Source organism: Leisingera sp. M658 (assembly GCF_025144145.1).
In the GTDB taxonomy this organism is placed as follows: Bacteria; Pseudomonadota; Alphaproteobacteria; order Rhodobacterales; family Rhodobacteraceae; genus Leisingera.
In genome coordinates this window covers 3,506,220-3,532,941 of sequence record NZ_CP083546.1, presented here as the reverse complement: position 1 = coordinate 3,532,941, position 26,722 = coordinate 3,506,220, and the positions used below count along the sequence as shown (strand labels likewise).

The 26,722-nt window shown below is 62.2% G+C and carries 23 protein-coding genes and 1 tRNA gene; 14 read left to right on the top strand and 10 right to left on the bottom strand.

Annotated elements, in window-relative coordinates:
• Positions 1-3: 3 nt before the first annotated feature.
• Positions 4-408, bottom strand: coding sequence for a hypothetical protein (locus K3724_RS17375; RefSeq protein WP_259987668.1), 405 nt, complete (start codon positions 406-408; stop codon positions 4-6).
• 279 nt (positions 409-687) lie between these two features.
• Here K3724_RS17375 and K3724_RS17370 point away from each other — a divergent pair, with 279 nt between their 5' ends.
• The 4 genes from K3724_RS17370 to K3724_RS17355 all read left to right on the top strand — a co-directional run bounded on the left by K3724_RS17370 (position 688) and on the right by K3724_RS17355 (position 4,343).
• Complete coding sequence (locus tag K3724_RS17370; RefSeq protein ID WP_311199993.1) at positions 688-1,590, top strand: metal ABC transporter substrate-binding protein; 903 nt, start codon at positions 688-690, stop codon at positions 1,588-1,590.
• 97 nt (positions 1,591-1,687) lie between these two features.
• Positions 1,688-2,605: a manganese/iron ABC transporter ATP-binding protein gene (locus K3724_RS17365; protein ID WP_311198485.1), complete on the top strand. Its 918-nt coding sequence runs from the start codon at positions 1,688-1,690 to the stop codon at positions 2,603-2,605.
• Positions 2,605-3,483: a metal ABC transporter permease gene (locus K3724_RS17360; protein WP_259992673.1), complete on the top strand. Its 879-nt coding sequence runs from the start codon at positions 2,605-2,607 to the stop codon at positions 3,481-3,483. Before K3724_RS17365 ends, K3724_RS17360 begins: the two co-directional genes overlap by 1 nt.
• Positions 3,483-4,343, top strand: a complete 861-nt coding sequence (locus K3724_RS17355; RefSeq protein ID WP_129369496.1) for a metal ABC transporter permease — start codon at positions 3,483-3,485, stop codon at positions 4,341-4,343. Before K3724_RS17360 ends, K3724_RS17355 begins: the two co-directional genes overlap by 1 nt.
• A 1-nt stretch (position 4,344) precedes the next feature.
• Here the strand turns inward: K3724_RS17355 and K3724_RS17350 are convergent, their stop codons facing one another.
• Entirely contained in the window at positions 4,345-5,259 is a 915-nt protein-coding gene (locus tag K3724_RS17350) for a LysR substrate-binding domain-containing protein (protein WP_129369497.1), read from the bottom strand.
• A gap of 94 nt (positions 5,260-5,353) precedes the next feature.
• Here K3724_RS17350 and K3724_RS17345 point away from each other — a divergent pair, with 94 nt between their 5' ends.
• From K3724_RS17345 to K3724_RS17335, 3 genes are all read left to right on the top strand, one after another.
• Positions 5,354-6,874, top strand: a complete 1,521-nt coding sequence (locus tag K3724_RS17345; RefSeq protein ID WP_259987665.1) for a trimethylamine methyltransferase family protein — start codon at positions 5,354-5,356, stop codon at positions 6,872-6,874.
• Between the two features lie 75 nt (positions 6,875-6,949).
• On the top strand, positions 6,950-9,424 hold the full coding sequence (locus K3724_RS17340) for an FAD-dependent oxidoreductase (protein WP_259987662.1): 2,475 nt from the start codon (positions 6,950-6,952) through the stop codon (positions 9,422-9,424).
• A gap of 22 nt (positions 9,425-9,446) precedes the next feature.
• Positions 9,447-10,430, top strand: a complete 984-nt coding sequence (locus K3724_RS17335; protein WP_259987660.1) for a GlxA family transcriptional regulator — start codon at positions 9,447-9,449, stop codon at positions 10,428-10,430.
• A gap of 70 nt (positions 10,431-10,500) precedes the next feature.
• Here K3724_RS17335 and K3724_RS17330 read toward each other — a convergent pair whose 3' ends face one another.
• The 4 genes from K3724_RS17330 to paaZ form a co-directional block, all read right to left on the bottom strand.
• Positions 10,501-10,974, bottom strand: coding sequence for a nuclear transport factor 2 family protein (locus K3724_RS17330; protein WP_259987659.1), 474 nt, complete (start codon positions 10,972-10,974; stop codon positions 10,501-10,503).
• A 381-nt stretch (positions 10,975-11,355) separates the two neighbouring features.
• Positions 11,356-11,432: transfer RNA gene (locus K3724_RS17325), tRNA-Met, on the bottom strand.
• Positions 11,433-11,632: 200 nt separating this feature from the next.
• Positions 11,633-12,433: a PaaX family transcriptional regulator C-terminal domain-containing protein gene (locus tag K3724_RS17320; RefSeq protein ID WP_259987657.1), complete on the bottom strand. Its 801-nt coding sequence runs from the start codon at positions 12,431-12,433 to the stop codon at positions 11,633-11,635.
• Between the two features lie 84 nt (positions 12,434-12,517).
• The gene (paaZ, locus tag K3724_RS17315; RefSeq protein WP_259992672.1) at positions 12,518-14,548 is read right to left on the bottom strand and encodes a phenylacetic acid degradation bifunctional protein PaaZ; all 2,031 of its coding nucleotides are present in this window, start codon (positions 14,546-14,548) and stop codon (positions 12,518-12,520) included.
• 126 nt (positions 14,549-14,674) lie between these two features.
• Here paaZ and paaG point away from each other — a divergent pair, with 126 nt between their 5' ends.
• The 5 genes from paaG to K3724_RS17290 all read left to right on the top strand — a co-directional run bounded on the left by paaG (position 14,675) and on the right by K3724_RS17290 (position 18,145).
• The gene (paaG, locus tag K3724_RS17310; protein ID WP_259987655.1) at positions 14,675-15,460 is read left to right on the top strand and encodes a 2-(1,2-epoxy-1,2-dihydrophenyl)acetyl-CoA isomerase PaaG; all 786 of its coding nucleotides are present in this window, start codon (positions 14,675-14,677) and stop codon (positions 15,458-15,460) included.
• 2 nt (positions 15,461-15,462) lie between these two features.
• On the top strand, positions 15,463-15,888 hold the full coding sequence (paaI, locus tag K3724_RS17305; RefSeq protein ID WP_259992671.1) for a hydroxyphenylacetyl-CoA thioesterase PaaI: 426 nt from the start codon (positions 15,463-15,465) through the stop codon (positions 15,886-15,888).
• Positions 15,889-15,903: 15 nt separating this feature from the next.
• Positions 15,904-17,214 carry a phenylacetate--CoA ligase PaaK gene (gene paaK, locus K3724_RS17300; RefSeq protein ID WP_259987653.1) on the top strand — a complete coding sequence of 437 codons (1,311 nt, stop codon included), beginning with the start codon at positions 15,904-15,906 and terminating at the stop codon, positions 17,212-17,214.
• Positions 17,215-17,229: 15 nt separating this feature from the next.
• On the top strand, positions 17,230-17,826 hold the full coding sequence (locus K3724_RS17295; RefSeq protein WP_259987651.1) for a TetR/AcrR family transcriptional regulator: 597 nt from the start codon (positions 17,230-17,232) through the stop codon (positions 17,824-17,826).
• A gap of 103 nt (positions 17,827-17,929) precedes the next feature.
• A complete protein-coding gene (locus K3724_RS17290; protein ID WP_259987649.1) occupies positions 17,930-18,145 on the top strand; it encodes a hypothetical protein in 216 nt (71 codons plus the stop codon).
• Positions 18,146-18,212: 67 nt separating this feature from the next.
• On the opposite strand, the gene trpS is transcribed toward K3724_RS17290, so the two are convergent.
• Positions 18,213-19,241 (bottom strand): tryptophan--tRNA ligase, encoded by a 1,029-nt coding sequence (gene trpS, locus K3724_RS17285; RefSeq protein WP_259987647.1) that lies wholly within the window; start codon positions 19,239-19,241, stop codon positions 18,213-18,215.
• Between the two features lie 101 nt (positions 19,242-19,342).
• On the opposite strand from trpS, the gene K3724_RS17280 reads away from it, so the two are divergent.
• Positions 19,343-20,029: a rhomboid family intramembrane serine protease gene (locus K3724_RS17280; protein ID WP_259987645.1), complete on the top strand. Its 687-nt coding sequence runs from the start codon at positions 19,343-19,345 to the stop codon at positions 20,027-20,029.
• 234 nt (positions 20,030-20,263) lie between these two features.
• On the opposite strand, the gene murJ is transcribed toward K3724_RS17280, so the two are convergent.
• Genes murJ through K3724_RS17265 form a run of 3 tightly spaced genes read right to left on the bottom strand, consistent with a single transcriptional unit; the run spans position 20,264 to position 25,777 of the window.
• Complete coding sequence (murJ, locus tag K3724_RS17275; RefSeq protein WP_259987643.1) at positions 20,264-21,814, bottom strand: murein biosynthesis integral membrane protein MurJ; 1,551 nt, start codon at positions 21,812-21,814, stop codon at positions 20,264-20,266.
• Complete coding sequence (locus K3724_RS17270) at positions 21,811-24,651, bottom strand: [protein-PII] uridylyltransferase (protein WP_259987641.1); 2,841 nt, start codon at positions 24,649-24,651, stop codon at positions 21,811-21,813. Before K3724_RS17270 ends, murJ begins: the two co-directional genes overlap by 4 nt.
• Positions 24,611-25,777, bottom strand: coding sequence for a penicillin-binding protein activator (locus K3724_RS17265; RefSeq protein ID WP_259987638.1), 1,167 nt, complete (start codon positions 25,775-25,777; stop codon positions 24,611-24,613). The genes K3724_RS17270 and K3724_RS17265 overlap by 41 nt, the downstream gene beginning before the upstream one ends.
• Positions 25,778-25,864: 87 nt before the next feature.
• Here K3724_RS17265 and rsmI point away from each other — a divergent pair, with 87 nt between their 5' ends.
• Complete coding sequence (gene rsmI / locus K3724_RS17260) at positions 25,865-26,722, top strand: 16S rRNA (cytidine(1402)-2'-O)-methyltransferase (RefSeq protein WP_259987635.1); 858 nt, start codon at positions 25,865-25,867, stop codon at positions 26,720-26,722.

The following is a 26,722-nucleotide window of genomic DNA, read 5'->3' as shown; positions in this document are numbered from 1 at the left end:
AAATTACAAAGAGAATTCAGTGTTCTGGACCAATTGGCCGGCATAGTCCGCAAGAGTGTCACCGCTCAGCTGTCCATCCATGACCGACTGTTCGATGACCGGGCCTTGGCCGCTGCGGCCGTCGCTGTGCCGCCAGGCCAGCCAGCCAGAGATCCAATCGGCCGACTGGTTCTGTTCGACAAAACGAAAGGTCAGGTCCGGGCCGGCCTGCTGCCCGTCTGCGGCGGTAACCGCGGCGCCTGGGAATTTCTGGCGCAAGCCGTCGGCCAGCGCATCGCAGAGCGGTTGCTGCAGAGATCCGCTGCATTGCAGCTGAACAATCTGCACCGGGCTGCCAGCCACAGAAGTGTCAGTGACCAGCAGCTGGATTGCATCGGAACAGCTGGAAAGATTTCCAGGTAAAGTCATGGGGAATGTGCTCGCTCAGTAGGTCGAAGGATCAGGTTCAGTCCCGCGCCGTTCTGGCTGCAGCTTCAGGTTTAGGCGGTGATTGGGGCGAAATGCCGGTTGCGATCCGGGCAACATTAAGACGTCATTAACTGCCGTTAACCATTTGGCAGGGAAGTGGTGATGCCGCGGCCTGGCCCGATCCGGCCCTGTTATTGCAAATCATTCTCAATCTCATTGACAAATGAGAATGATTTGCAATAACGATGCATCAAAGAGATCTTCAAAACGGAGAAACGAATGTTCGCGAACCTGCTCAAGACAGTTTCCGCCGCCGCATTTGCGGCTGTTGCTGCCAGCGCTGCCATGGCTGAAGACAAGATGAAGGTTGTCACAACCTTTACCGTGCTGGCCGATATGGCGGCAAATGTGGCAGGGGATGCCGCCGAGGTTGTTTCGGTCACCAAGCCGGGCGCCGAGATCCACGGTTATGAGCCGACCCCGCGTGACATCGTACGGGCACACGATGCCGACCTGATCCTGTGGAACGGGATGAACCTGGAGCTTTGGTTCGAACAGTTCCTGTCGAATATGGAAGACGTGCCATCGGTGACCCTGACCGATGGCATTGACCCAATCCCGATTGCAGCGGGCTCATATGAGGGCAAGGCCAACCCGCATGCCTGGATGGGGTTGGATAACGCGCTGATTTATATTGACAACATCGTCGAAGCCTTTGCCGAACATGATCCGGAGAACGCCGCGGTCTATGTCAAGAACGCAGGTGAATACAAAGACCGCTTGCGCGCCACAATCGAGCCTCTGCGCCGCGCCATTGCCGAAATCCCGGAAGATAAGCGCTGGCTGGTGACCTGCGAGGGGGCCTTTAGCTACCTGGCCCGCGATTTCGGCATGAAAGAGCTGTATTTGTGGCCGATGAACGCCGATCAGGTTGGCACTCCGCAGCAGGTGCGCGCTGTGATCGACGGGGTGCGCGCCAATGATATCCCTGTGGTGTTCTGCGAAAGCACCGTCAACACCGCCCCGGCCGAACAGGTGGCCCGTGAAACCGGCGTCGCCTATGGCGGTGAGTTGTATGTGGACTCGCTCAGCGAAGCGGACGGTCCAGTGCCCACCTATCTGGACCTGCTCAGGGTCACATCCGAAACCGTGGCACGTGGCCTGACCGAGGTCACCAACTGAGCCTTCCAACGGAAATTCCTACGCCCCGCAGTTCATGCTGCGGGGTGTTTCATTTCACAAAGCACATTTTCTGTGTGTAACTCTGCAGGACAGCCCTATGCTTGATGCCAGTGAGACCCACATTATGAATACCAGCGCCACGCCCGCAGATGACGGGATCGCCGCAAAAGATGTCACCGTTACCTACCGCAATGGCCACACGGCGCTGTGGAATGCCAGCTTTTCCATTCCCCGCGGCACCGTTGCGGCGCTGGTCGGTGTGAACGGGGCAGGCAAATCGACCCTCTTCAAGGCGATCATGGGGTTTGTGCCGGCCGCACAGGGTGAAATCCGCATCCTCGGCCTGACCGTCAAGGAGGCACTGCGCAAGAATCTGGTTGCCTATGTGCCGCAATCCGAGGAGGTCGACTGGGCCTTTCCGGTGCTGGTCGAGGATGTGGTGATGATGGGGCGTTACGGCCACATGGGATTTCTGCGCCGGCCCAAGGCGGCGGATCACGAGGCGGTGGATGAGGCACTGCGCCGGGTCAACATGCAGGACTTCCGCCACCGCCAGATCGGCGAGCTGTCCGGCGGCCAGCGCAAACGGGTGTTCCTGGCCCGCGCCCTGGCACAGGACGGGCAGGTGATCCTGCTGGACGAACCTTTTACCGGCGTGGACGTGAAGACCGAGGAGCAGATCATCGCCCTGCTGCGCGAGCTGCGTGCCGAGGGCCGGGTGATGCTGGTTTCCACCCACAATCTGGGCAGCGTGCCGGAATTCTGCGACCGAACCGTGCTGGTCAAGGGCACCGTGCTGGGGTTCGGTCCGACCGAGACCACCTTTACCCGCGCCAACCTGGAACATGCCTTTGGCGGGGTATTGCGCCATTTCACCCTGGGGGGCGATGCGCTGCATGATGACGGCGACACCCGCGAGGTCACCATCCTGACCGACGACGAGCGGCCCTTTGTCCAATACGGCGAAAAGACCCAGACCAGCGAGGGCAAGGCTGAAGGCGGGGGCAAGCCGTGATGGAATACCTGCTGGAGCCGTTCTCCTATGGCTATATGACCAATGCGATGTGGGTCTCTTCCCTGGTGGGCGGCGTCTGCGCCTTCCTGTCGGCTTATCTGATGCTCAAGGGCTGGTCGCTGATCGGCGACGCGCTGTCCCATTCGGTGGTGCCGGGGGTGGCAGGGGCCTATATTCTGGGCCTGCCGTTTGCGCTGGGCGCGTTTATTGCCGGCGGGCTGGCGGCGGGGGCGATGCTGTTTTTGTCGGAACGATCCGGCCTTAAGGTGGATGTGATCATCGGGCTGATCTTCACCTCCTTTTTCGGGCTTGGGTTGTTCATCGTCTCGATCAGCCCGATGTCAGTGTCAGTCCAGACCATCACCATGGGCAACATCCTGGCGATCACGCCCGAGGACACGGCTCAACTTGCAATCATCGGCTTTGTCTCGCTGGCAGTGCTGCTGGCCAAGTGGAAAGACCTGATGGTCACCTTCTTTGACGAAAACCACGCCCGCACCATCGGCCTCAGGCCCGGGCTGCTGAAGGCAGTGTTTTTTGTGCTGCTGTCGGCCTCGGTTGTGGCGGCGATGCAGACCGTGGGGGCGTTTCTGGTGATTGCGATGGTGGTAACGCCGGGGGCCACGGCCTATCTGCTGTGCGACCGTTTCCCGCGGCTGATCATGATTTCGGTGCTGATCGGTGCGCTCACCAGTTTCTTCGGCGCCTATGCCAGCTACTTTCTGGACGGCGCCACCGGCGGCATCATCGTGACACTGCAAACGCTGATCTTCCTGGCGGTCTTTGTCTTTGCTCCGAAACATGGGTTGCTGGCGGCAAAACGCAAGGCGCGCGAAGCACTTAAACGCGGCCCCGCCGCACAAGAAGGAGCTGCGTGATGGACCTTGATACGCTTTTGATGCCGTTCCAGTTTGCGTTCATGCAGAACGCCTTTCTGATCTCGCTGATCGTGTCCATCCCGACCGCGCTGCTGTCCTGCTTCCTGGTGATGAAGGGCTGGGCGCTGATGGGTGACGCGGTCAGCCATGCGGTGCTGCCCGGAATCGTGCTGGCCTATATCGTGGGGCTGCCGCTGATCCTTGGCGCTTTTGCTGCGGGTATGCTCTGCGCGGTTGCCACCGGCTATTTGTCGGGCAACAGCCGGGTCAAGCAGGACACGGTGATGGGGGTGGTGTTCTCGGGCATGTTCGGCCTTGGCATCGTGCTCTATGTCTCGGTTGAGACCAACGCCCATCTGGATCACATCCTGTTCGGCAACATGCTGGGGGTTGAGGGGCACGAGCTGCTGACGGCGGGCATTATTTCCCTGGTGGTCGGTGTGGCGCTTGTCTTGAAGTGGAAAGATCTGCTGCTGCACAGTTTTGACCCGGCACAGGCGCAGGCGTCCGGGCTGCCGGTCACGGTGCTGCACTATGGGCTGCTGGCGGCCTTGTCGCTGACGATTGTGGCGACCCTGTCGGCGGCGGGGCTGATCCTGGCCATCGGGCTGCTGATTGCGCCGGGGGCCATCGCCTTTCTGGTGGTGCGCAAGTTCAGCACTATGCTGTGGGTTTCGGTTCTGATCTGCATGTTTTCGATGCTGGCGGGGACCTATGCCAGCTTCTTCCTCGATAGCGCGCCGGCGCCGACCATTGTGCTGATCCTGACCGCGCTGTTTATCCTTGCCTTTGTGCGGCGGCTGTATGTGACCCGCAAGACCTCGATGCAGCGGGCCAAGGACCCCTCCGGGATCGCATAAGTCACGCGGCGCCGGGCTGGGCCATTTCCAAGAGCCACTGCCGCACCAGTTCGGCATTGGGAACCAGATCCTGGGTCTTGGACCACACCAGGTAAAACCCGGCGCCGGTGGTCCAGGACCAGTTCTTGCGTGCGGCCAGCAGTCCCTGTTTGATCAGCGGTTGCGTCACGTGCTGCCAGCCGAAGGCAAAGCCTTCGCCGGCAATTGCCGCCTGCAGTACCAGCGCGTAATCGTTGAGCCGCAGACCCGCCGCGGGCAGCGGGCCTGTAACTCCGAAATGGGCAAACCACTGCTGCCAGCTGGGGCGCTCGCGGATCGGTTCCTCCAGATGTATCAGCCGCTCGTGCAGCAGGTTCGGCACTGTCGCCAGGTTGACGGCCGAGGCCATCACCCGCGGGCTGGCCACCGGATAGATCACCTCGGGCGCGATCAGGGCGGAATGGCAGTCCGGCCAGTTGCCGTGCCCGCGCCGCACCGCCAGCGAGATGCCTTCGGTATTGATATCCGGCTCCCGGTCCGAGCTTTGCAGGCGCAGGTCGATATCGGGATGCGCATCATGCAGCCGGGGCAGTCGTGGCATCACCCAGTAATATGCAAAAGCCGAGGAGCAATTGAGCGTGACATGGTCATTGCGTCCGAACTGGCGTACCGCTTTAGCAGAGGACAGGATGTCCTCTAAAGCCTTGGACACATCGGTGTACAGCCTCATTCCAGCCCCGGTCAGCTCCACTTTGCGGTGGCCGCGGCGGAATAAAATAACACCTAACGACGCCTCCATCTGCTTTATGGCCGCACTGACAGCAGGTTGCTGCACGTTCAGCTCCTCCGCCGCACGGGTAAAGGAGCCGTGCCGGGCAGCGGCCTCAAAAACAATCAGGTGACGGGGGCTGGTGAGGAGCTTCCAGAGTTCTTGCATAACTGTCAATTATCCAAACGATCAGATTTTTCAACCGTCACAAACGCGGGCTGCAGGAATAGTGTGACTCATCATTTGGAGACTGGAGAGCCCCATGGCCCGACGCGCCCGCGCATCCCGCGATCGAAACACCGCCCCGGCGGGTGCCCCTGCATCGCCATTTATCCAGCGCACACTGCCGTTTTACGATGTGCTGGATGAGGAAAAACTGACCAAGATCGAGGCCCAGGTGGACTGGATCTTTGAAGATGTCGGCATTGCCTTTCGCGATGATCCCGAAGCGCTGAAGATCTGGAAAGAAGCCGGCGCGCGAATTGATGGCGACATCGTGCGGGCGGATGCGCAGTGGATCCGCTCCCTGTGTGCCAAGGCCCCGCGGGAATTCACCCAGCTGGCCCGCAACCGGGAACGCTCTGTGACCATCGGCGGCAATAATCAGGTTTTTGCCCCGATCTATGGCGCTCCGTTTGTGCGCGATCTGAAGGGCGGCCGCCGCTATGGCGACATGGAGAGTTTCGAGAAGCTGGTGCAGCTCACCTATATGCATCCGAACCTGCACCACGGCGGTTTTGTCATCTGCGAGCCTTGCGATGTGCCGGTCTCCAAGCGCCATTTCGACATGCTGTTTGCCCATATGACCCTCAGCGACAAACCGCATTTGGGTGCGATCACCGAAATGTCCCGCGCGCAGGACAGTGTCGATATGGCCGAAATTGTCTTTGGCAAAGAGGTCATGGACAACAACTGCGTGATCATGGGCAATGTGAACACCAACTCACCCTTGCTGGTGGACAAGGTGGTAACCGAGGCCGTGCGCACCTATTCCGCCCGCGGACAGGGGATGATCGTTGTGCCGTTCATCCTGACCGGTGCGATGGGGCCGGTGTCCACCGCGGCCTCTGTGGCGCAGGCGATGGCCGAGGCGATGATGGTCTGCGCCTTCACCCAGCTGGTGCGCCCGGGTGCGCCGTTTGTGCTGGGCAACTTCCTGTCGTCGATGTCGCTGAAGTCCGGCGCGCCGACATTTGGGATGCCGGAGCCGGTGGTGTCGAACTATGCCATTGGTCAGCTGGCCCGCCGCGCAGGCCTGCCGCTGCGCTGCGGCGGGTCGCTGACCGCGTCCAAGATCGAGGACGCGCAGGCGGCCTATGAAAGTGCCGACTCGATGCATTCGACCATGCTGGCGGGTGCGAATTTTGTCCTGCATTCTGCCGGTTGGATGGAAGGCGGCCTGTGCACCGGGTTTGAGAAGCTGATCATGGATGCCGACCGGCTGGGGTCCTACCAGAAGGTGCTGAGCCAGGGGCTGGACACCAGCGACGAGGCTATGGCGCGCGATGCTTACGCTGAGGTGGAGCCTGGCGGGCATTTCCTGGGATCGGGTCACACCATGCGTAATTACCAGACCGCGTTTTATGAGCCCAAGCTGAGCGACAGCGAAAATGTCGAAAGCTGGGAGGAGGGCGGCTGCAAGGACATGCGCCAGCGCGCCTATGAGCGCTGGAACCAGATGCTGCACGAGTATGTCGCGCCGCCGATGGATGAGGCGGTGAAGGAAGAATTGGCCGCCTATGTCGCCCGCCGCAAGGAAGAAATTCCGGACGCCTGGTACTAACCCGCTGCTCCGGCCCGCCAACCAAGATCTCTCACGGCCCAGCTGCCGCTTGCCCCAGACCTGAGGACACAACCCATGTCAGACAATTTTGCCCAATCGACGCTCAACATTCACAAGGAGGAAAGCGGCGGCGACAAGAAGCTGCCGAGCCACGCCAAGGCGGTGATCATCGGCGGCGGTGTTGTTGGCTGCTCGATCCTGTTTCACCTGGCCAAATTCGGCTGGAAAGATGTTGTGCTGCTGGAACGGGACGAGCTGACCTCTGGTTCCTCCTGGCATGCGGCGGGGCAGATCCATACGATTTCGTCAGATCCGAACATCTCTCGGCTGCAGTCTTATACCATTGATCTGTATAAAGAGATTGAGGAGCTGTCAGGCCATTCCGTCGGTCTGCACATCACCGGCGGGTTCTATCTGGCGTCGAACAAGACCTGGTACGACTACCTGAAGCGGGAACGGTCCAAGGCGCGTTACATGGGGCTGAACCAGGAATTCATCAGCCCCAAGGAAGTGGCGGAGCGCCACCCGCTGATCGACCCGAAGCATTACCACGCGGCACTGTGGGACGATCAGGACGGCGATCTGGACCCGTCGGGCGCGACCTATGCCTTTGCCAAGGCGGCCAAGGTGCACGGCGCGCAGTATTTCACCCATACACCGGCGACTGCCACTACCCAGCGTCCCGATGGCAGCTGGGATGTGGTGACCCCGCACGGGGTGATCAATGCGGAGCATATCGTGAACTGCGGCGGGCTGTGGGCGCGGGAGGTCGGCCACATGCAGGGCATCAACCTGCCGGTGCAGCCGATGGAGCACCACTATCTGATCACCGACAAGATTGATGCGGTGGCCAATCACCCGACCCGCCTGCCGGCCGGGATTGATTACGAGGCGAACATTTATTTCCGGCAGGAGCGCCAGGGGATGCTGCTGGGCACCTATGAACCCAAAGGCACGCCCTGGAAAGTGGATGGAACACCGTGGGATTTCGGCCACGAGCTGCTGCAGCCCGATCTGGACCGGATTGCCGACCGGCTGGAGATGTCGTTTGAACGGATCCCGGCAATTGGCGAGGCGGGCATCAAGGACATGATCAACGGGCCGTTCACCTTCGGCCCCGACGGCAACCCGATGATCGGCCCGGTGCCGGGCATGAAGAACTACTGGTGCGCCGTGGGTGTCATGGCTGGCTTCTGCCAAGGCGGCGGCGTTGGATTGACTATGGCGGAGTGGATGATCGACGGCGAGCCGTCCATCGACGTCTGGGCGATGGATGTGGCGCGCTTTGGCGACTTTGCGACCCCCGACTGGGGTACCGTGAAGTCGACCGAGAACTATGAGCGCCGTTTTGTGATGACCTTCCCGAACGAGACCCTGCCAAAGGGGCGGATGCAGAAAACCACTGCGCTTTATGACCGGCTGGTCGCCAAAGGCGCGCGGATGGGGCAGGGCTTTGGCCTGGAGAACGCGCTGTGGTTTGCTGACGGGCCGGAAGACGCGCATGAGGAGCCGACATTTGAGCGCAATCGCAGCCATGAGTATGTGGCGCGCGAGGTCAAGGCGGTGCGCGAGGCGGTGGGCGGCATCGAGGTTGCCAACTTTGCCAAGCATGAGTTCAAGGGCGCAGGCGCGCGCGCCTTTCTGGACCGCGTTCTGGCCGGTTATGTGCCGAAACCGGGCCGCCTGGCCCTGACCCCGATGCTGACGCCCAAGGGCAAGCTGTACGGCGATCTGACCGTGGCCTGCCTGGGCGAGGAGCACTTCATGCTGTTCGGCTCCGGCGCCATGCAGGAGGCGCACCGCCGCTGGTTTGAAAAGGATCTGCCTGCCGATGTGACCTATCAGAACGTCTCGGACGACTGGCACGGCATTGCGCTGTCGGGTCCAAAGTCGCGGCAGCTGCTGCAGCGGATCACCCGCGAGGATGTGTCGGGCGAAGCCATGAAGTTCCGCGACCTGCGCCAGACATTTGTGGGCGGCGTGCCGGTGATCCTGAACCGGATCAGCTTCTCGGGCGAGCTGGGATACGAGATCTACTGCAAGCCGCAATACCTGCTGCGCCTGGCGGAGGCGATCGAGGAGGCGGGGGCGGATCTGGGTTACCGCTGGTACGGCGCGCGGGCGCTGATGTCGATGCGGCTGGAAAAGGGCTGGGGCGTCTGGACGCTGGACTTCCGCCCTGATTTCGACGCGGCGGAAAGCGGCATGGATGTCTTTATCAACTGGAAGAAGGATTTCGTGGGTAAGGAGGCCGCGCTGGCCGCCCGCGAGGCCGGACCAAACCGCAAGCTGGTCACTATGACCATCGACGTGGACGGCATTGATGTCTCAAATGACGAGGCAATCCTGAAGGACGGCGAGGCGGTCGGCTATATCTCCTCGGGCGGTTATGCGCATCACGCAAAGGCGTCGATGGCGATGGGCTATGTCGCGGCGGAACATGCGGCGGCGGGCACCCGGCTGCAGGTCGAGATCCTGGGCGAGATGTATGACGCTGAAGTGCTGGGCGCGCCCATCTATGACGCCAACGGCGCCAATATGCGGGCCTGACCGGAACAGGGGAGCGGAGACCATGACCAAACCCATGCGGACGCTCCCCGAAGCGGCCGGGGCCGCTCCGGCCTGCCGCTGCATCTTCCTGCTGCTGCCCACCTTCTCGCCGCTGGACCTGTCCAGTGCGGTGGCGGCGCTGGAGGCAGCAAACCAGCATGATGGAACTGCGCGCTATGACTGGCGCGTGGTCAGCGAAGACGGCCTGTCCGTCACCGCCCCTAACGGGCTTGGCGTGGCGGTGGACGGCGGCCTGCCGGATCTGGTGCGCGGCGATATGATCTTTGTTTGCGGCGGTCAGGGGCAGGAGCCGGGGATATCGCTTAAGGTGCTGGGCTGGTTGCGCAAAGCGCAACGCATGGGCGCAGCTCTGGGTGCGCTGGGCGGCGGTGTGCTGGCGCTGGCGCGCTCCGGACTGCTGGCAGGGCGCCAGGTCTCGGCCCACTGGGCGCTGCGGGCGGTTCTTGCCGAGGCGCATCCGGACGTGGAGGTGAAGAATTCGCTGTTTACCATGGAGGGCAAGCTGATCACCTGTGCCGGCGGGACCGCTACCATCGACATGATGCTGAACCTGATCGCGGATCATCACGGGGCGGCCTTGGCGACGGGTGCGGCGGATCTGATGGTCTGTTCCTCGGCGCGCAGGGGCAATCAGGATCAGACGGTTTCCGAATACGGCCGGACTGGCGTTCGGCATGAAAAACTTGCGGCCGCGCTCAGCCTGATGCGCAGCAACCTGGAGGAGCCACTGACACCGGGCGGCATTTCCGATCTGGTCGGCCTGTCGGTCCGCCAGCTGGAGCGGCTGTTCTCCAAGTACCTGCAGACCACACCCAAGGTCTATTACACAAGGCTGCGGCTGGACTATGCGCGCAGCCTGCTGTTGCAGACCAACATGCGGATCATCGATGTGGCACTGGCGTCGGGGTTCAACAGCCAGACCCATTTTGCCAAAGTTTACCGCCGGTATTTCGGCAAATCACCGCATCAGGAACGGCCGTTTTAGCCCTTGGGCTTGGGCCTTGCCGGACCCGGTGATTGGCCCGGCAAGGCATAGTCCAGTGTCCCTCTTCTGATCAGAGGCCAAGATCGCTGAGACCGGGGTGATCCGCCGGACGCGGGCCTTGCGCCCAGTGGAACAGGCGGTCTTCTTCGTTGATTTTCAAGTCGTTGATTGAGGCAAAGCGGTGCGCCATGCGGCCATCCCCGGCAAACTCCCAGTTTTCATTGCCGTAAGAACGGTACCACTGGCCGGCGGCATCGCGCCATTCATAGGCATAGCGCACAGCGATACGGTTTCCGGTGTAGGCCCACAGCTCCTTGATCAGCCGGTAGTCCTGCTCGCGGTCCCATTTCCGGCTCAAGAAGGCATGGATTTCTTCGCGGCCCTTGGGGAAGTCAGCCCGGTTCCGCCAGGCTGTGTCCAGCGTATAGGCCGGCGCCACAGTATCAGGCGAGCGGCTGTTCCAGGCATCTTCAGCAGCGCGAACCTTGGCAATTGCGGTCTCGCGGGTAAAGGGCGGCAGCGGAGGGCGGGGGGCTTCAGTCATGTTTATTTACCGATCTGTCAATGGTGTGATCTAAGTGTACCGATCGGTCTCAAAGTTCAAGGGCCGTGCCGTATAATTTTCTCGTGGGTATCAAATCAATGAAGGATAAGCGCCGCGAGCCGCACAGGACCTGAGGTACAGGTACATTTCTGCTTTCGTCAGATTGCTGGTCCGGTTGTTGAAAAATGCGCAGAAACGCTGTCATGCGGGCTGGCGGGCAGCAGGTTTGCACGCACAGCCGAGGGGACGGCTTGGCCAAAGCAGCCATCTGCGACGCAAGGAGAAACCCAGGTGCGGTGAGGCCAAAAGCTAGAGAGAAAATGCGCAAGCGGGGCCCATTCCTAAGCATGGATGAGCTTGATCTTCATGCTTGGGGAAGGGTGGTAGCGGAGGAGGGACTTGAACCCCCGACACGCGGATTATGATTCCGCTGCTCTAACCAACTGAGCTACTCCGCCGCTCGCTGTGTGGAGGCGATTTACGGAATGCTGCCGGTCGGGTCAAGAAGAAAAGCGGAAGAATTGCGGATTCCGTTGAGGTTTTTCCGGATGGATGATTAAGTTGTTTAAAAACAAGTGCTTGTGTGAGGTGTGGGAATGGCGTCTCTGGCCTGCAAGGTCAGCCGTGGCCGGAGTTGGCAAGCTATGCCTCGGCGGGATTAATCACTTGGGGTGTCCAGGGCAGCTAGTTCAGGCAAGGGCAGCTGGTCCAGGAGGCCAAACACCAGTGCGCGGCAAGTCTCACCTGTCCAGTCCGCAGGATGAAAACTGGGTGGCAGATCCGGATGGCGCAGAACCACGCGGCGCCAGCGGTGCACAATCAAGGTGCGCAGAGTGCCGGTTTGAGCCGGAGACAGCCGGGATGGTGGCGGGGTGATTTGTTTCAAATCCTGCTGCAATTCCTTACAGGCTTCACACAGTGGCAGCGGAAACAGCCGTGCCTTCAGCCAGCCTGGAACAGCGATGCTGCTGACCTTTGCGGCCATCATGTCATCCAGATTGTGCGGTATCGGCCCATGTCCCAGAGCAGTGGTGCGGTTCACGGCCACGTAGTTGGGCAGCAGCAGAACCTCGTCCAGGGTGGTTTGACCGGTGCCGTCCTCGGCGATAAGCACATGCCAGTCGCCAGGCGCCGCGGCACTGCGGCCGTAAATCCGGGGCGTCACGGCGGCGGATTGGTTGCGGCCGTATTCGGTCAGATAGTGGATAGATGCACGGCCTGCGCGGGCGCTTTCGATCCAGCCGTCCTTGCGCAGCCGGTGCAGCGCCACACGGATGGCTTCGGGCTTGATCCCCATCGGGGTGATGATGCGGGTCAGGGCGCTGCCGCTGATCCGGGCGCCCTTTTCCTGTGCCAGATCGCCGAACAGCGAAACAATGACCGACCAGACCCGCTGGTTCTGCGGGTCGTTCAGCTGCTGGACAGTAGCGTCAAACCAGGGGTTTTGCTGTTCGTTCATAGAGATAAACATAGTTCGCCCGGACAGGTTAGACCAGCCCGGGCGCACGGCAGCGTTACCGCTGCCTACCACTTTTGCGCAGGTTCAGAAGGCGTTCATCGTCAGCAACTCATACTCTGCTGCAATCTCGCCGTCCTGATTGGTGAGGGTGACGTGCCAGCGGACCTCGCCATAGTCCTCATTGCGCGGGGTCTTCTTTTTGACGGTCAGGCGGACCTTGATGCTTTCGCCCGCGGAGATGGGCTTCATGAAACGCAGGTTATCCAGGCCGGTATTGGCCAGAACCGGGCCTTCGTCAGGTTGCACGAACATGCCAGCGGCGAAGGACAACAGCAAATAGCCATGTGCCACCCGGCCCGGGAAGAACGGGTTCCGCTTGGCGGCTTCGTCGTCCATGTGGGCATAGAAGGTGTCGCCGGTGAAATGGGCGAAGGTCTCGATATCCTCCAGCGTCACGGTGCGCGGAGCCGTGTGCAGGGTCTCGCCAATGGACAGCTCGCCGAATTTGCGGGTGAAGGGATGCGCGGGGCCTTCGATCTCACTGCCGCCGGGAATCCATTTCTCACCGATTGCCGACAGGATTTCCGGGGAGCCCTGGATCGCGGTGCGCTGCATGTAGTGTTTGACACCGCGCACGCCGCCCAGTTCCTCGCCGCCGCCGGCGCGTCCCGGGCCGCCATGCACCATATGGGGCAGGGGGGAGCCGTGGCCGGTCGATTCCTTCATCGAGTCGCGGTTGTTGAAATAGAGCCGGCCGTGATAGGCGCCCGCACCCAAGGCAACCTCGCGCGCGACGCTGGGGTCATGGGTAATGACCGAGGCCACCAGCGAGCCCTGACCGCGGTTGGCAAGGTCGATGGCGTGGTCCAGATCGCGGTAGCCCATGATGGTGGAGACGGGGCCGAAGGCTTCGGTGTCATGCACGCGCAGCGCCTTGTCCGGGTCGGCGCAGTGGAACAGCATCGGCGGGACAAAGGCGCCTTTTTCGGCGTCGGCACCATCAACCGTGAAGTTTTCCGGGTCGCCAAAGACGCGTTCCGCCTCCTGGCCGATGATTGCGGCCTTTTCCAGCACGTCGCGTTTCTGGCTGTTTGAGACCAGCGCGCCCATGCGGGTGGTTTCCAGGCGCGGGTCGCCGATTGTGGTCTTGGCAAGCCGGGCAGACAGTGCCTCGATCACCGCATTGACCTGCGATTGCGGTGCGATGATGCGGCGGATGGCGGTGCATTTCTGGCCCGCCTTGGTGGTCATCTCGCGGCTGACTTCCTTGACGAACAAGTCAAACTCCGGCGTGCCGGGTTGCGCGTCGGGACCGAGGATGGACGCGTTGAGGCTGTCCTGTTCGGCCACGAAACGGACCGAGTTTTCCAGGATCACCGGGTTGGCGCGCAGTTTCAGCGCGGTATTGGCGGAGCCGGTGAAGCTGACGACGTCCTGCATGGTCAGATGGTCCAGCATGTCGCCGAGGCCGCCGGAGACCAGTTGCAGCGCGCCCTCGGGCAGGATGCCGCTGTCGAGCATCAGTTTCACCGCCAGTTCCGTCACATAGCAGCTGTTGGTGGCGGGTTTTACGATTGCGGGGACGCCTGCCAGCAGGGTGGGGGCCAGTTTTTCCAGCATGCCCCAGACCGGGAAGTTGAAGGCGTTGATATGCACCGCAACGCCGCGCAGCGGGGTGCAGATGTGCTGGCCCAGGAAGGTGCCGTTGCGGCTGAGCTGCTCCACATCGCCGTCGAGGTAGATATGGCCGTCCGGCATCTCGCGGCGGCCCTTGGAGGCAAAGACGAACATGGTGCCGATGCCGCCGTCGATATCGATCATGTGATCGCTTTGCGTGGCGCCGGTGTCAAAGCTGAGGTCATACAGCGCCTGCTTGTGCTGGTTCAGATGGCCCGCCAGCGCCTTTAGCATCCGGGCGCGGTCGTGGAAGGTCAGTTGGCGCAGGTTTGCACCGCCCACACTGCGGGCGTAATCAAGCATCGCCTGCACATCGAGCGCATCGTTGCCGGCTGTGGCCATGACCTCGCCGGTGATGGCGCTGGCGATGTTGCGCGCACCTGCGCCCGGTGCGACCCATTGACCCGCTGCAAAGCTGGAAATCTCAAGAAGGCTCATCATGCTGTCCTTTTCGTCAGGCCGGCAGGGGCCGGCTGTCTGGAATCCGTTGCTGAGATATATTGACCGTCCGGTCGGTTTATGCAAGGTGTTTGTCAAATACACCGCTGACAGGGTGAGGGAACGATGAGCGATACAATTCTGGTGGAGGATCACGGGACCTGGGTGGAGATCACCCTGAACCGCCCGGACCGGCTGAACAGTTTCAACGAGGATATGCACTACGCCTTGCGTGCAGCGCTGGAAGGTGCGCGCGACGGCGGCGCCCGCGCGGTGCTGCTGACCGGCGCCGGGCGCGGCTTTTGCGCCGGGCAGGATCTGGGCGACCGTGATCCGCGCAAGATGGACGGGCCGCCGGACCTGAGCCAGACCGTCCGCAAATTCTACGCACCGCTGGTGCGGCTGATCCGCGAGTTGAACTTCCCGGTGATCTGCGCGGTCAACGGTGTGGCGGCCGGGGCAGGGGCCAATCTGGCGCTGGCCTGCGACATGGTGCTGGCCGCAGAGAGCGCCAAGTTCATCCAGTCGTTTTCCAAGGTTGGCCTGATTCCCGATACCGGCGGCAGCTGGCATCTGCCGCGCTTGCTGGGCGAGGCCCGTGCCAAGGGGCTGGCGTTGACGGCTGAGCCGCTGCCTGCCAAGAAGGCCGAGGACTGGGGGCTGATCTGGAAGGCATTGCCGGATGACGAACTGATGGCCGAGGCGCGCGGCATGGCGGAGAAATTCGCAAACGGCCCGACGCTGGGGCTTGGCCTGACCAAGCAGTGCATCCAGGCCGCGGCGGTCAACACGCTGTCTGACCAGCTGGAGATCGAGGCGGATGCGATGAAAACCTGCGGCGAAAGCGCCGATTATGCCGAGGGCGTTGCCAGCTTCCTGGAAAAGCGTCCCCCCGCGTTCAAGGGCAAATGACCATGACCCCCAAGGAACGCGCCGAGAAATCCGCAGCCGCCATGTGGGCCGAGGACCACGCGTCCAAATGGGCGGGGATGGAGATCACCCATGCGGACGAGGGCGAGGCGACGCTGGAGCTGACCATCGCCCAGCATCACTGCAACGGCCATGGCATCTGCCACGGCGGCGTCACGTTTATGCTGGCCGACAGTGCTTTTGCCTTTGCCTGCAACAGCCGCAATCAGGCGACCGTGGCGCAGCACAACGTGATCAGCTTCACCGCGCCGGGACGGCTGGGTGATCGGCTGATTGCCAAGGCCCGCGAGATTTCCCTGACCGGACGCAGCGGTATTTATGATGTGGCGGTGACCAATCAGGACGGCCGGCAGATTGCCGAATTCCGGGGCTTCTCCCGGGCGGTCAAAGGCCAGTTGTTTGACGAATAAGGCGTGGAGGATGCCATGAAAGACCTGACCCCCAACAAGGCTGATCTGGATCCGATCGAGATCGCCTCGATCGACGAAATCCGCGCCCTGCAGCTGGAACGGCTGAAATGGTCGCTGGGCCATGCCTATGACAACGTGCCGATGTACAAGCAACGGTTCGACGAGGCGGGCGTGCATCCGGACGACTTGCAGCAGTTGTCGGATCTGGCCAAGTTTCCGTTCACCTACAAAAACGACCTGCGCGACAATTACCCCTTTGGCCTGTTTGCGGTGCCGCGCGAACAGATTATGCGCCTGCACGCGTCCTCCGGCACCACCGGCAAACCGACGGTTGTGGGCTATACGGCGAATGACATCAGCAACTGGGCGGATTTGGTGGCGCGGTCCCTGCGGGCGGCTGGACTGCGCAAGGGCGACATGGTGCACAACGCCTATGGCTACGGGCTGTTCACCGGCGGCCTGGGCGCGCATTACGGTATCGAACGTCTGGGTGCCACTGTCGTTCCGATGTCCGGCGGGCAGACCGAAAAACAGGTTGGCCTGATCACCGATTTCAAACCCGACGGGATCATGGTGACGCCCTCCTACATGCTTAACATTCTGGAGCAGTACCACAAGGTCGGCATGGACCCGCGTGAATGCTCGCTGAAAGTCGGCGTTTTCGGCGCCGAACCCTGGACCGATGCGATGCGCAAGGAAGTTGAACAGGCTTTTGATATGCATGCGGTCGATATCTACGGTCTATCCGAAATCATGGGGCCGGGCGTGGCCAATGAATGCGTCGAGACCAAGGACGGCCCGGTGATCTGGGAGGATCACTTCCTGCCGGAAATCATTGACCCGGCCACCGGCGAGGTGCTGCCGGACGGCGAGATGGGGGAGCTGGTGTTCACCACGCTGACCAAGGAAGGCCTGCCGATGGTGCGCTACCGCACCCGCGACCTGACGCGGCTGCTGCCGGGCACTGCGCGCACGATGCGGCGGATGGAGAAGATTACCGGGCGCAGCGACGACATGATCATCCTGCGCGGCGTCAACGTCTTTCCCAGCCAGGTGGAAGAGCAGCTGATGGCCACCGGCGGGCTGGCACCGCATTACCAGATCGAGCTGTATAAATCCGGCCGGATGGATGCGATGCGGGTCTATGTGGAGGCCAATCCTGATGCCACGGATGAGCTGAGCAGGACTGCGGCGGCGCGGATGCTGACCAAGCGGATCAAGGATATGGTTGGTGTTTCCACCGAGATCATTGTAGGCGACCCGGGATCGGTCGAGCGCAGCCAGGGCAAGGCCAAGCGCGTCGTCGACAACCGCGGCAAGTCCTGAACAGGGGAGTGAGTTTTGGCCCGCACCATCGCAAAAGACCATGATCTGAAACGCGTGCAGATCCTGAAATCCGCAGCCAAAGTGTTTGCGGAGGCAGGCTATGACCGGGCGTCGATGACCCAGCTGGCACGGGAATGCGGGATCTCCAAGGCGAATATTTATCACTACTATGACAGCAAGGATGCCGTTCTCTTCGGCCTTCTTGATACCTATCTTTGCGAGTTGCGCGACCGGGTTTGCGGGGCGGAGCTGGAGGGGCTTGGCCCCGAGGACCGGCTGCGCCGTATCGTGTCGGAAATCATGCTGGCATATCAGGGTGCCGACCATGAGCATCAGGTGCAGATCAGCGCCATGGGCGCGCTGCCCGAGGATCAGCAAAAGCTGCTGCGCGCCTATCAGCGCGAAATGGTGCAGTTTGTCAGCGACGCGCTGGCGGCGGTGGCACCCGGGGTGTTTGCGGGCGATTCTGCCAAGCTGCGCGGCGCCACCATGTCGGTTTTCGGCATGCTGAACTGGTACTACATGTGGAATTCCGGCGCCGGCCCCAAGGCACGCGACGATTATGCGCGGCTGGCGGCAGATCTGGTTTTGAATGGCGTCAAAGGGCTTTGACACCTTTGCGGGCTTGAACAAATGCCTGAAGCAAACAGGCGGCACAGTTTCTTTTGCGTTTGCGCCGCTTCGCGCTAAGCTTCCTCCCCAATAGGAGGGCGGTATGGCAAACCCTGAAAGTTTCGAAAAGTTCTACTACAAGAAGGTCGGACTGGGCGAGGGCTGCGGCTGCGCCGAGCGGGTGATCGACAACCACGAATTCGACCGGCAAGCGGGCCGCCCGCGGCTGAAATCCTTTGGCCGAAGATTTTCACTGCGGTCTTTTGCGCTGAAGTACGGGCTGATCTCCCGGCGCCGGCCGTCCCCGGACATGGAATAGGCGCTCGCAGGGGCAGCAAAGGTTACGCCACCATCCTTGTGGAGGGCCTGTGGCGTAACCGGTAGTGTTAAACCTGAACCGGCGGCACCATGCCGACAATCTCATAGGTTTTGCGCAGGATCGGCGCGGTGATTTCACGCGCGCGCTCGGATCCGCGGGTCAGGATGCGGTCGATCTCGTCCTGTTCCCCCATCAGCCGCGCCATCTCGGTCGAAATCGGCGCCAGCTTCGACACCGCCAGATCCGCCAGCATCGGCTTGAACTCCGAGAACTGCTTGCCGCCGACATCGGCCAGCACCTGATCGACGCTTTGTTCGTTCAGCGCCGCATAGATGTTGACCAGATTGCGCGCCTCGGGGCGCTCTTCCAGGCCTTTGGCCTCGGACGGCAGCCCTTCGGGATCGGTCTTGGCCTTGCGGATCTTCTTGGCGATGGTGTCGGCATCATCGGTCATGTTGATGCGGCTGGCATCCGACGGGTCCGATTTTGACATTTTCTTGGAGCCGTCGCGAAAGCTCATCACGCGGGTGGCGGCGCCCTCGATCACCGGTTCGGTCATCGGGAAGAAGTCGACGCCATAGTCATGGTTGAACTTGGCGGCGATGTCGCGGGTCAGTTCCAGATGCTGTTTCTGATCTTCGCCCACCGGCACATGGGTGGCGTGATAGACCAGAATATCCGCGGCCATCAGCGCCGGATAGGCAAACAGGCCAAGCGAGGCGTTCTGCGCGTTCTTGCCGGCCTTGTCCTTGAACTGGGTCATCCGCTGCATCCAGCCCATGCGGGCAACGCAGTTGAATATCCACGCCAGCTGCGCGTGCTCGGGCACCTGGGACTGGTTGATCAGGATGGATTTTTCCGGATCCAGGCCGGCGGCGATGAAGCCCGCGCACAGCTCGCGGGTGGATTTCATCAGGTCCTTGGGGTCCTGCCAGACGGTGATCGCATGCAGGTCCACCATGCAATAGATGGACTCCACATCCTTGGCCTGCCAGTCGACGAACCGCTTCAGGGCACCAAGGTAATTGCCCAGGTGCAGGTTGCCGGAGGGCTGAATCCCCGAAAAGACGCGCGGGGTGAATGTGGTTTCGCTCATCTAGGCGTAACTCCCGTCTGGAAATAGCAACCCCGGTGGCTTACCCATGGGGCTTGGATAGGTCAACAGGTGCGGAGGGTTCTGCACTGCAAGGAGACTCAATGAGCAGCCCGCATAACACCGCACCCGTCAACCCGCTGCCTGCAGCCGTCGTTGCGATAGTGCTGATCATCATCGGCATCGAAGCGGTGTTCTCGCTTGGCGCCCGCGGTATTCTTGGCGGGCCTGAGGCCATCGGCTGGCGGCTGGAGGCAGTCCAATCCTATGCGTTTTCCAGCGAGATCTTCTGGTGGATGCAGGAAAGCGGCCGCTGGCTGCCGGAGCATCTGAAGCGCTTTGTCTCCTACATCTTTGTGCATGGCGCCTTTACCCATGCACTGTTTGTCTGCGTCTTTGTGCTGGCGATGGGCAAAATGGTGGGCGAGGTGATGGGCGATCTGGCGATGGTGATCATCTTTGTGATGTCAGGTGCCGGCGGCGCGCTAGGCTATGCGCTGCTGGTCAGCGGCGGCCAGCCTTTGATCGGCGGCTTTCCGGCGGTTTACGGGCTGATCGGGGCCTTTACCTTCCTGTTGTGGCGCTCGCTGGCTTTGGTCGGGGCGCAGCAAAGCCGGGCGTTCTCGCTGATTGCCTTTCTGATGGGGGCGCAGCTGCTGTTCGGGCTGTTGTTTGGCGGCCAGAAGGACTGGGTTGCGGATCTGGCAGGCTTTGCCACCGGCTTCGGGCTGTCGTTCTTCCTGGCGCCGGGCGGCTGGGCCAGGATTAGGAGCCGCATCCGGCACGATTGACGCCGGGGGCTCCCGCCTGCTGTCAAAGCCCCTGGCGGGGCATTTCCAGCCGTTGGGCCGGGCCGCGCTGACGCGCGGCGGGAGGTCTGCTGAGAAGCGCTTCAGGGGCAGGTTTGCCCTGATGGCGCCATTTCAATTGCAGGAGTGGCCAGCCCTGCCTCAAGTGTGAACCGCGCCTGCGGCGCGGCGGCTATGCCGCCCTTGATCCGGGGCCGGCCTGAAGGGGCGCGGGGGTCAGGCTTGTTTCCGGCGGCTGAGGGCGGTGCGGAACTCCGACAGACGGAAGGCGCCAATCGCTTGGCCTGCGGCGAAGTAGACCACGCCGCCCAGCACCACCAGGCCTAGCAGGGACAGGTAGCGCCAGTAATCCAGCGTGAACAGCCAGCCCGCCGCCGAAGCAACAGCATAGAGCACTGCCCCCATCACAGCAGAGGCTGCCAGAATGCGCCAGGCGCGGGTGCGGAAGCGGGCGTCGAACCGGGCCTCTTCCCCCATGCTGCGGGCGCCGAGTGCCAGCAGTGCCACCATCACCCAGCCGGCAGCGGAGGCGGCAATGGCGGGGGCGATCCAGCCCAGTACCGGCTTCAGGCCAAAGGCCAGCGCCGCGTTGACAGCCATCGCAACCAGCGCGTAGCGAAAGGGGGTTTTGGTGTTCTCACGCGCGAAGTAGAGCGGCTGCAGGACCTTTTGGAGCATGAAGGCCGGCAGGCCTGCGCCATAGATTGCGACGGCGATGGCGATGGCGGCCACATCCTCAGGTCCGGTGGCGCCGCGCTCATAAAGCACCGAGACCAGCGGCAGCGGCACGGTGATGAAGGCAACGGCGGAAGGCACGGCCAGCAGCAGCGAGAATTCCCCGGCGCGGGACAGGGCGTCCTGAGACCCGGCGCTGTCCCCGGCCCGCAGGCGGCGCGACAGGGCAGGCAGCAGCACGATGCCGACGGCGATGCCGACAACGCCCAGGGGCAGTTGATACAGCCGGTCGGCGATGAACAGCCAGCTGGCCGCCTTTTCGATGTCAGAGGCAACGTATTGCCCGACCACCAGATTGATCTGGGTGACTCCCATGGCCAGAGCAGCGGGCACGGCAACACGCATCAGGCTGCGCATTTCGGTGTTCCAACGGGGCAGACCGGGCCGCAAGGTTATACCAGCACGGGCGGCGGCGACCCAGACAAGCGCCAGCTGCGCGACGCCTGCCACCGGGATGGTCCAGACCAGCCACAGGACAACATCGCCGCCCATGAGAGCGCCGGCTGTCATCGCTGCACAGGCAAATATGTTGAGGAGCACCGGTGCCGCGGCGGCGGCGGCAAAGCGGCCGGTGGCGTTCAGAACCCCGGAAAACAATGCGGCCAGCGACATGAACAGGATGTAGGGAAAGACGACATAACCGTACCCCACTGCCATATCGAACCGCGCATCGCCGACAAAACCGCCGGCCGTCAGCCAGACCAGCCCCGGCATGAACACCATGCCGAGACCTACCAGCGCCAGCACCGCAGCGGCAAGCAGGTTGAAGGCCTGCTGGGCATAAGTTCTGGCGTCCTCTCCGGCCTCATACCGCTTGGAAAAGGCAGGCACAAAGGCGGCGTTGAAAGCGCCTTCGGCAAAGAAGCGGCGGAACATATTGGGCAGGCGGAAGGCCACGATAAAGGCATCCAGTACCGGACCGGGGCCGATGAAGGCGGCAATCAGGATCTCGCGGGCGAACCCTAGCACGCGGCTGGCCAGCGTCCAGAACCCAACGGTCAGGAAGCCCGAAAGCAGTTTGATCGGTTTCATACATCCGCCCGTTTTGCGCCTGCAGTGATGGCCTCGCGCAGTTTCTTCTCCAGAGTCCGCTGTTTGGATTCTGCATAGTATTTCAGGCCGAACATGTCTTTGACATAAAAGGCGTCCACCACCTGCTCGCCATAGGTCGCGATGACAGCGTTAGCAATATAGACATTGGCGGCCGCCAGCGCCCGGGCCAGATCATAAAGCAGACCGGGCCGGTCGCGGGTGTCGACCTCGATGATGGTGTAGATTTCCGAGCCGTCGTTATCAAAGGTGATATGGGTCGGGACCTTGAAGGCGCGCTCCCGTTTCTTGATCTTGTCACGGGATTTCAGCGCGTCGCGGGTGATCACCTCGCCCTTCAGGGTCTTTTCAATCATCTGCTTAAGCCGGTGCAGGCGGATCGGGTCGAACGGGTGGCCTTCGCTGTCCTGGATCCAGAAGGCGTCGGTTACATATCCGTCCTTGGTCGTATAGGAGCGCGCATCCACCACATTGGCCCCGACCAGCGCCAGTGCGCCGGCGATGCGGGCAAAGATGCCGGGGTGATCTTCCATTACGAAACAAGCGCGGGTCGCGTCACGGTCCACGTCCGGATAGAGCCGGATCATCACCTCGCCCGCGTCGCCCTTGGCGATATAGTCGCGCAGCATCTCGGCGAAATCCACATGCGCGGTGATGTGCAGCCCGTGCCAGTACGGCGGATAGTGCCGGGCGGTTTCGGTTTTGAGGTCGGCTTTGGACCAGTCCTGCAACGCCTCGCGCAGGGCCTTCTTGGCCGACGCACCGCGGTGTTCGCGGTTCAGCGCCTCCATGCCGCCCTCAAGCGCTGCACGGGTCTGGCCGTAAAGCGCCCGCAGCAGGGCCGCTTTCCAGTTGTTCCAGGTGTTCGGACCAACGCCGCGAATGTCGCAGACGGTCAGCAGCAGCAGCAGGTCCAGCCGCTTGACCGTTTGCACCGCCTTGGCGAAGTCACGCACTGTGCGGGGGTCGGCAATGTCGCGTTTCTGCGCCATGTCGGACATTAGCAGGTGATAGCGCACCAGCCATTCCACGGTCTCGCATTCGGATGGCTTCAGCCCCAGCCGCGGCGCCACCTTGCGGGCGATCTGCGCACCAAGGATCGAATGGTCCTGCTCGCGCCCCTTGCCGATGTCATGCAGCAGCATGGCGACCATCAGCACCTTGCGGTTCAGCCCCTTGCGCAGGATCGAGGAAGAAAGCGGCAGCTCATCCTCCAGCTCGCCGCGTTCGATGGCGGCAAAGTTGGAGATCACCTGAATGGTATGCTCGTCCACCGTATAGGAGTGATACATGTTGAACTGCATCATCGCCACGATCGGCTCAAACTCGGGCAGGAAGGCCGACAGCACGCCAAGTTCGTTCATCCGCCGCAGCGCGCGTTCGGAATTGCCGTGTTTCAGCAAAAGGTCCAGAAAGATGCGCCGGGCTTCTTTGTCGTTGCGCATGCCGTCATCAATTAGCCGCAGATTGGCGGTGACCAGCCGCATGGCGTCCGGATGGATCAGCATGCCGGTGCGCAGGGCTTCTTCGAAAATCCGCAGCAGGTTCACCCGGTCGGCCAGAAAAGCGTCCGGGTCCAGCACATCCAGCCGGTTGTGCACCACCTTATAGCCGGGCTTGATTCGCGGGCGGCGGCGGAAGATGCGTTCCAGCAGCGGCGCGCCTTTTTGCTGACTGGCTTCCAGTTTGGTCAGGAAAATCCGGGTCAGGTCGCCGACCCGTGTGGCATGGCGGAAATACTCCTGCATGAAGATTTCCACGCCGCGGCGTCCGGCCTTGTCCTGGTACCCCATGCGGGTGGCAACCTCGACCTGCAGGTCAAATGTCAGCTGCTCAGTGGCGCGGCCGGTGGCAAGGTGCAGATGCGCGCGCACCGCCCAGAGGAACGTCGCGGCCTTGGCAAACCGCTCCAGCTCTGCCGGGCGGAACAGGCCCAGCGGCACCAGGTCTTCGGCGTCCTGCACCTGGTAAAGGTATTTGGCGATCCAGAACAGCGATTGCAGGTCGCGCAAGCCCCCTTTGCCCTCTTTCACGTTAGGCTCAACCATGTACCGCTGGCCCTGCTTCAGGTGGCGGGCGTCTCGCTCGGCCAGTTTCGCTTCGATGAAGTCCGGCGCGTCCTGGGAAAACAGCTCCGCCTTCAGCCGCTTTTCCAGCTCCTTGGCCAGCGGCGCGTGGCCGGCCAGGAAACGCTGCTCCAGCATTGCGGTGCGGATGGTGTAATCCTCGCCGCCCAGCCGGATGCAGTCCTTGATGGTGCGGCTGGAATGACCGACCTTCAACCGCAGATCCCACAGGATATAGAGCATGGATTCGATCACGCTCTCGGCCCAGGCGGTGATCTTGTAGGGTGTCAAAAACAGCAGATCGACATCCGAGGCAGGGGCCATTTCGCCCCGGCCATAGCCGCCAACCGCGATAACCGCGATGCGTTCGCCGCGGGTCGGGTTGGCCAGCGGATGAAGCAATTCGCCCGCGACATACAGCGCCGTGGTCACCAGACCGTCGGTCAGGAAGGTGTAAGAGCGGGTCAAGTCCCGCGCCGCAAAGGGGGCTGCGGCGAAGGCTTCGGCGATCGCTGCGCGTCCGGCCTTGTTTGCTTCTTTCAGAATCTTCACCGATTCCGCGCGCAGGGCCGCAGGAGTGTCGTCTTCTGCCAAGGCGATGATCCGGGCCCGGACCGCTGCGGCATCAAAGATGTCCGCAGGATCGCAGATCAGCGGACCTTGCGGTTCGGGAAAGCCGTTGGCGGCGGGCTGCGCGGGGCCGGCAGCGGGTTCAGAACCCGGCGCCGGTGAAGCTGCTTGGGGCAGGGTCAATGATCACGACCTTCTGTTCTTGGATGGTGGCAACCGCCAGGCCGCGGTCGTTGGTGCCGTCAGGCAACAGCCGGAAGATGCCGCCGGCCCCCTGGAAACCGGCCCCTTGGGTCAGCGCCGTGCCGGTCAGAGCGTCGGATTTTCCAGCAGCCACCAGCGCGCCGATTGCGGCAATCCCGTCATAGGCCAGGCTGCCGATCGAATGCGGCGATCCGCCATAGCTTGCCTGGTAGCGGGCGCTGAATTGCTGCACCTTGCCCTGGTCGGGCATCGCAAACCAGCCGCCCTGCACGCCGGGCAGGGCCAGGGTCTGGGCCGGAATATCCCAGCGGGTCAGGCCGATATACTGCTTTTCTGCCGGGTCCACACCGGCTTCGGGCAGCAGTTGCGCCAGCAGCGGCAGCGCGCCGGCTGTGGTCGAAGTCAGGAATACTGCATCCGCTTGGTGCGATTCATTGCGGATGGCAGGAATGGCGTTGATTACGCCCTGCTGGGACAGCTCATAACCGACACTGCCAGCGATATTGGCACCGGTCTGGCTTGCGGCGCGCTGAATGGCGGTGCGCCCGGCAATCCCGGCAGCATCGTTGCCGCCGACAATCAGAATGTTCCGTTTGCCGTTGCGGGATGCAAAACCGGTCAGCCTGCGGGCAGTATTGTCAAACGTCGGCCCCAGGATAAAGACATTGCCGCCGGCAATCGCAGGGTTGTTCGAGAAGGCCAGCACGTTGACGCCGCGCTGCCGTGCTGCAATGCCTGCCGCATTGGCGGCTTCGGCGTATACCGGGCCTAGAATGATACGGGCGCCGTCCTTCAGCGCCTGCTGCGCCGCACCCGAGGCCACTTCGGGGCTGCCCGCCGTGTCATAAACCCGCAGATCAATCTGCACGCCTTGCAGGTCGGCAATCGCCATGCGGGCCGCGTTTTCCAGGCTTTGCGCCAGCACGCTGTCGCCCTGCTGCGCTGAGCCGCGCGGCACCAGCAGCGCCACCGGCACCGGCTTGGAGGTGTTGATTGTCGGGCCGCTGCCAAGAGAAACCGGGTCACAGGCAGTCAGGGCAATGGCGGAAACTGCCGCGGCAGCTGTCAGTGCCGCCTTGCGGGCGCGTTTGAAAACAGCAAACATAATGGACTTGAAACTCCGTTCTCCCGGCGCGCTGCGCCGTGTGGGTTTAAGGGCGGATCATAAACGACCAAAAAGGCGGGTCCAGCGTTGAATCACCAGAATGTCATATTGGCCCCAGGGCTTTACTTTGTTGCCACGCCCATTGGCACGGCCCGCGACATTACCCTGCGTGCGCTGGATGTGCTGGCCTCGGCGGATGTGCTTGCGGCTGAGGATACACGCTCACTGCGTAAGCTGATGGAGATTCACGGTGTGCCCCTGGGCGGACGGCGGATCATTGCTTACCACGACCACAGCGGTGCCGCTGCGCGTGCCAAACTGCTGGAGGCGGTGGCGGAGGGCAAATCGGTTGCCTATGCCTCCGAGGCCGGAATGCCGCTGATTGCCGATCCTGGCTTTGACCTCAGCCGGGCGGCGGCAGAGGCAGGCCATACCGTCACCTGCGCGCCAGGCGCCTCGGCGGCGGCCACGGCGCTGACGCTGGCCGGGCTGCCCACGGATGCGTTTTTTTTCGCAGGCTTTCTGCCCAATGCGTCGGGTGCCCGGCGTAAGCGGCTGGAAGAGCTGCGGGAGATCCCCGGCACGCTGATCTTTTATGAATCCCCGAAACGTGTTGCGGCCTCGGCTACGGATATGGCGGCGGTGCTGGGCAACCGTCCTGCTGCAATGTGCCGGGAGCTGACCAAGAAATTCGAAGAAGTGCGCCGTGCGCCGCTGGCTGATCTGGCTGCAGGGCTGGAGGAACGCCCGGTCAAGGGCGAGATCGTGCTGCTGGTGGACCGCGCGCAGGAAGCCGACGTGAGCGAGGGCGATCTGGAAAGCGACCTGCAGGCAGCTTTAAAGGATAATTCGGTCAAGGACGCCGCCGGCATTGTTGCCGAAATGCACGGGCTGCCGCGCCGCAAGATCTATCAGCTGGCGTTGCAACTGGCGAAGGAAAATTAG

Bases quoted from the DNA above. Each gene is read 5' to 3' on its own strand.
- K3724_RS17365 (WP_311198485.1), top strand. From the start codon at position 1,688: ATGCTTGATGCCAGTGAGACCCACATTATGAATACCAGCGCCACGCCC.
- paaI (WP_259992671.1), top strand. From the start codon at position 15,463: ATGACCCCCAAGGAACGCGCCGAGAAATCCGCAGCCGCCATGTGGGCC.
- K3724_RS17320 (WP_259987657.1), bottom strand. From the start codon at position 12,433: ATGAACGAACAGCAAAACCCCTGGTTTGACGCTACTGTCCAGCAGCTG.
- paaG (WP_259987655.1), top strand. From the start codon at position 14,675: ATGAGCGATACAATTCTGGTGGAGGATCACGGGACCTGGGTGGAGATC.
- K3724_RS17355 (WP_129369496.1), top strand. From the start codon at position 3,483: ATGGACCTTGATACGCTTTTGATGCCGTTCCAGTTTGCGTTCATGCAG.
- K3724_RS17265 (WP_259987638.1), bottom strand. From the start codon at position 25,777: ATGTTTGCTGTTTTCAAACGCGCCCGCAAGGCGGCACTGACAGCTGCC.
- K3724_RS17330 (WP_259987659.1), bottom strand. From the start codon at position 10,974: ATGACTGAAGCCCCCCGCCCTCCGCTGCCGCCCTTTACCCGCGAGACC.
- K3724_RS17350 (WP_129369497.1), bottom strand. From the start codon at position 5,259: ATGCAAGAACTCTGGAAGCTCCTCACCAGCCCCCGTCACCTGATTGTT.
- K3724_RS17280 (WP_259987645.1), top strand. From the start codon at position 19,343: ATGAGCAGCCCGCATAACACCGCACCCGTCAACCCGCTGCCTGCAGCC.
- K3724_RS17370 (WP_311199993.1), top strand. From the start codon at position 688: ATGTTCGCGAACCTGCTCAAGACAGTTTCCGCCGCCGCATTTGCGGCT.
- murJ (WP_259987643.1), bottom strand. From the start codon at position 21,814: ATGAAACCGATCAAACTGCTTTCGGGCTTCCTGACCGTTGGGTTCTGG.
- paaK (WP_259987653.1), top strand. From the start codon at position 15,904: ATGAAAGACCTGACCCCCAACAAGGCTGATCTGGATCCGATCGAGATC.
- paaZ (WP_259992672.1), bottom strand. From the start codon at position 14,548: ATGAGCCTTCTTGAGATTTCCAGCTTTGCAGCGGGTCAATGGGTCGCA.
- K3724_RS17375 (WP_259987668.1), bottom strand. From the start codon at position 408: ATGACTTTACCTGGAAATCTTTCCAGCTGTTCCGATGCAATCCAGCTG.
- trpS (WP_259987647.1), bottom strand. From the start codon at position 19,241: ATGAGCGAAACCACATTCACCCCGCGCGTCTTTTCGGGGATTCAGCCC.
- K3724_RS17345 (WP_259987665.1), top strand. From the start codon at position 5,354: ATGGCCCGACGCGCCCGCGCATCCCGCGATCGAAACACCGCCCCGGCG.
- K3724_RS17340 (WP_259987662.1), top strand. From the start codon at position 6,950: ATGTCAGACAATTTTGCCCAATCGACGCTCAACATTCACAAGGAGGAA.
- K3724_RS17360 (WP_259992673.1), top strand. From the start codon at position 2,605: ATGGAATACCTGCTGGAGCCGTTCTCCTATGGCTATATGACCAATGCG.
- K3724_RS17335 (WP_259987660.1), top strand. From the start codon at position 9,447: ATGACCAAACCCATGCGGACGCTCCCCGAAGCGGCCGGGGCCGCTCCG.
- K3724_RS17290 (WP_259987649.1), top strand. From the start codon at position 17,930: ATGGCAAACCCTGAAAGTTTCGAAAAGTTCTACTACAAGAAGGTCGGA.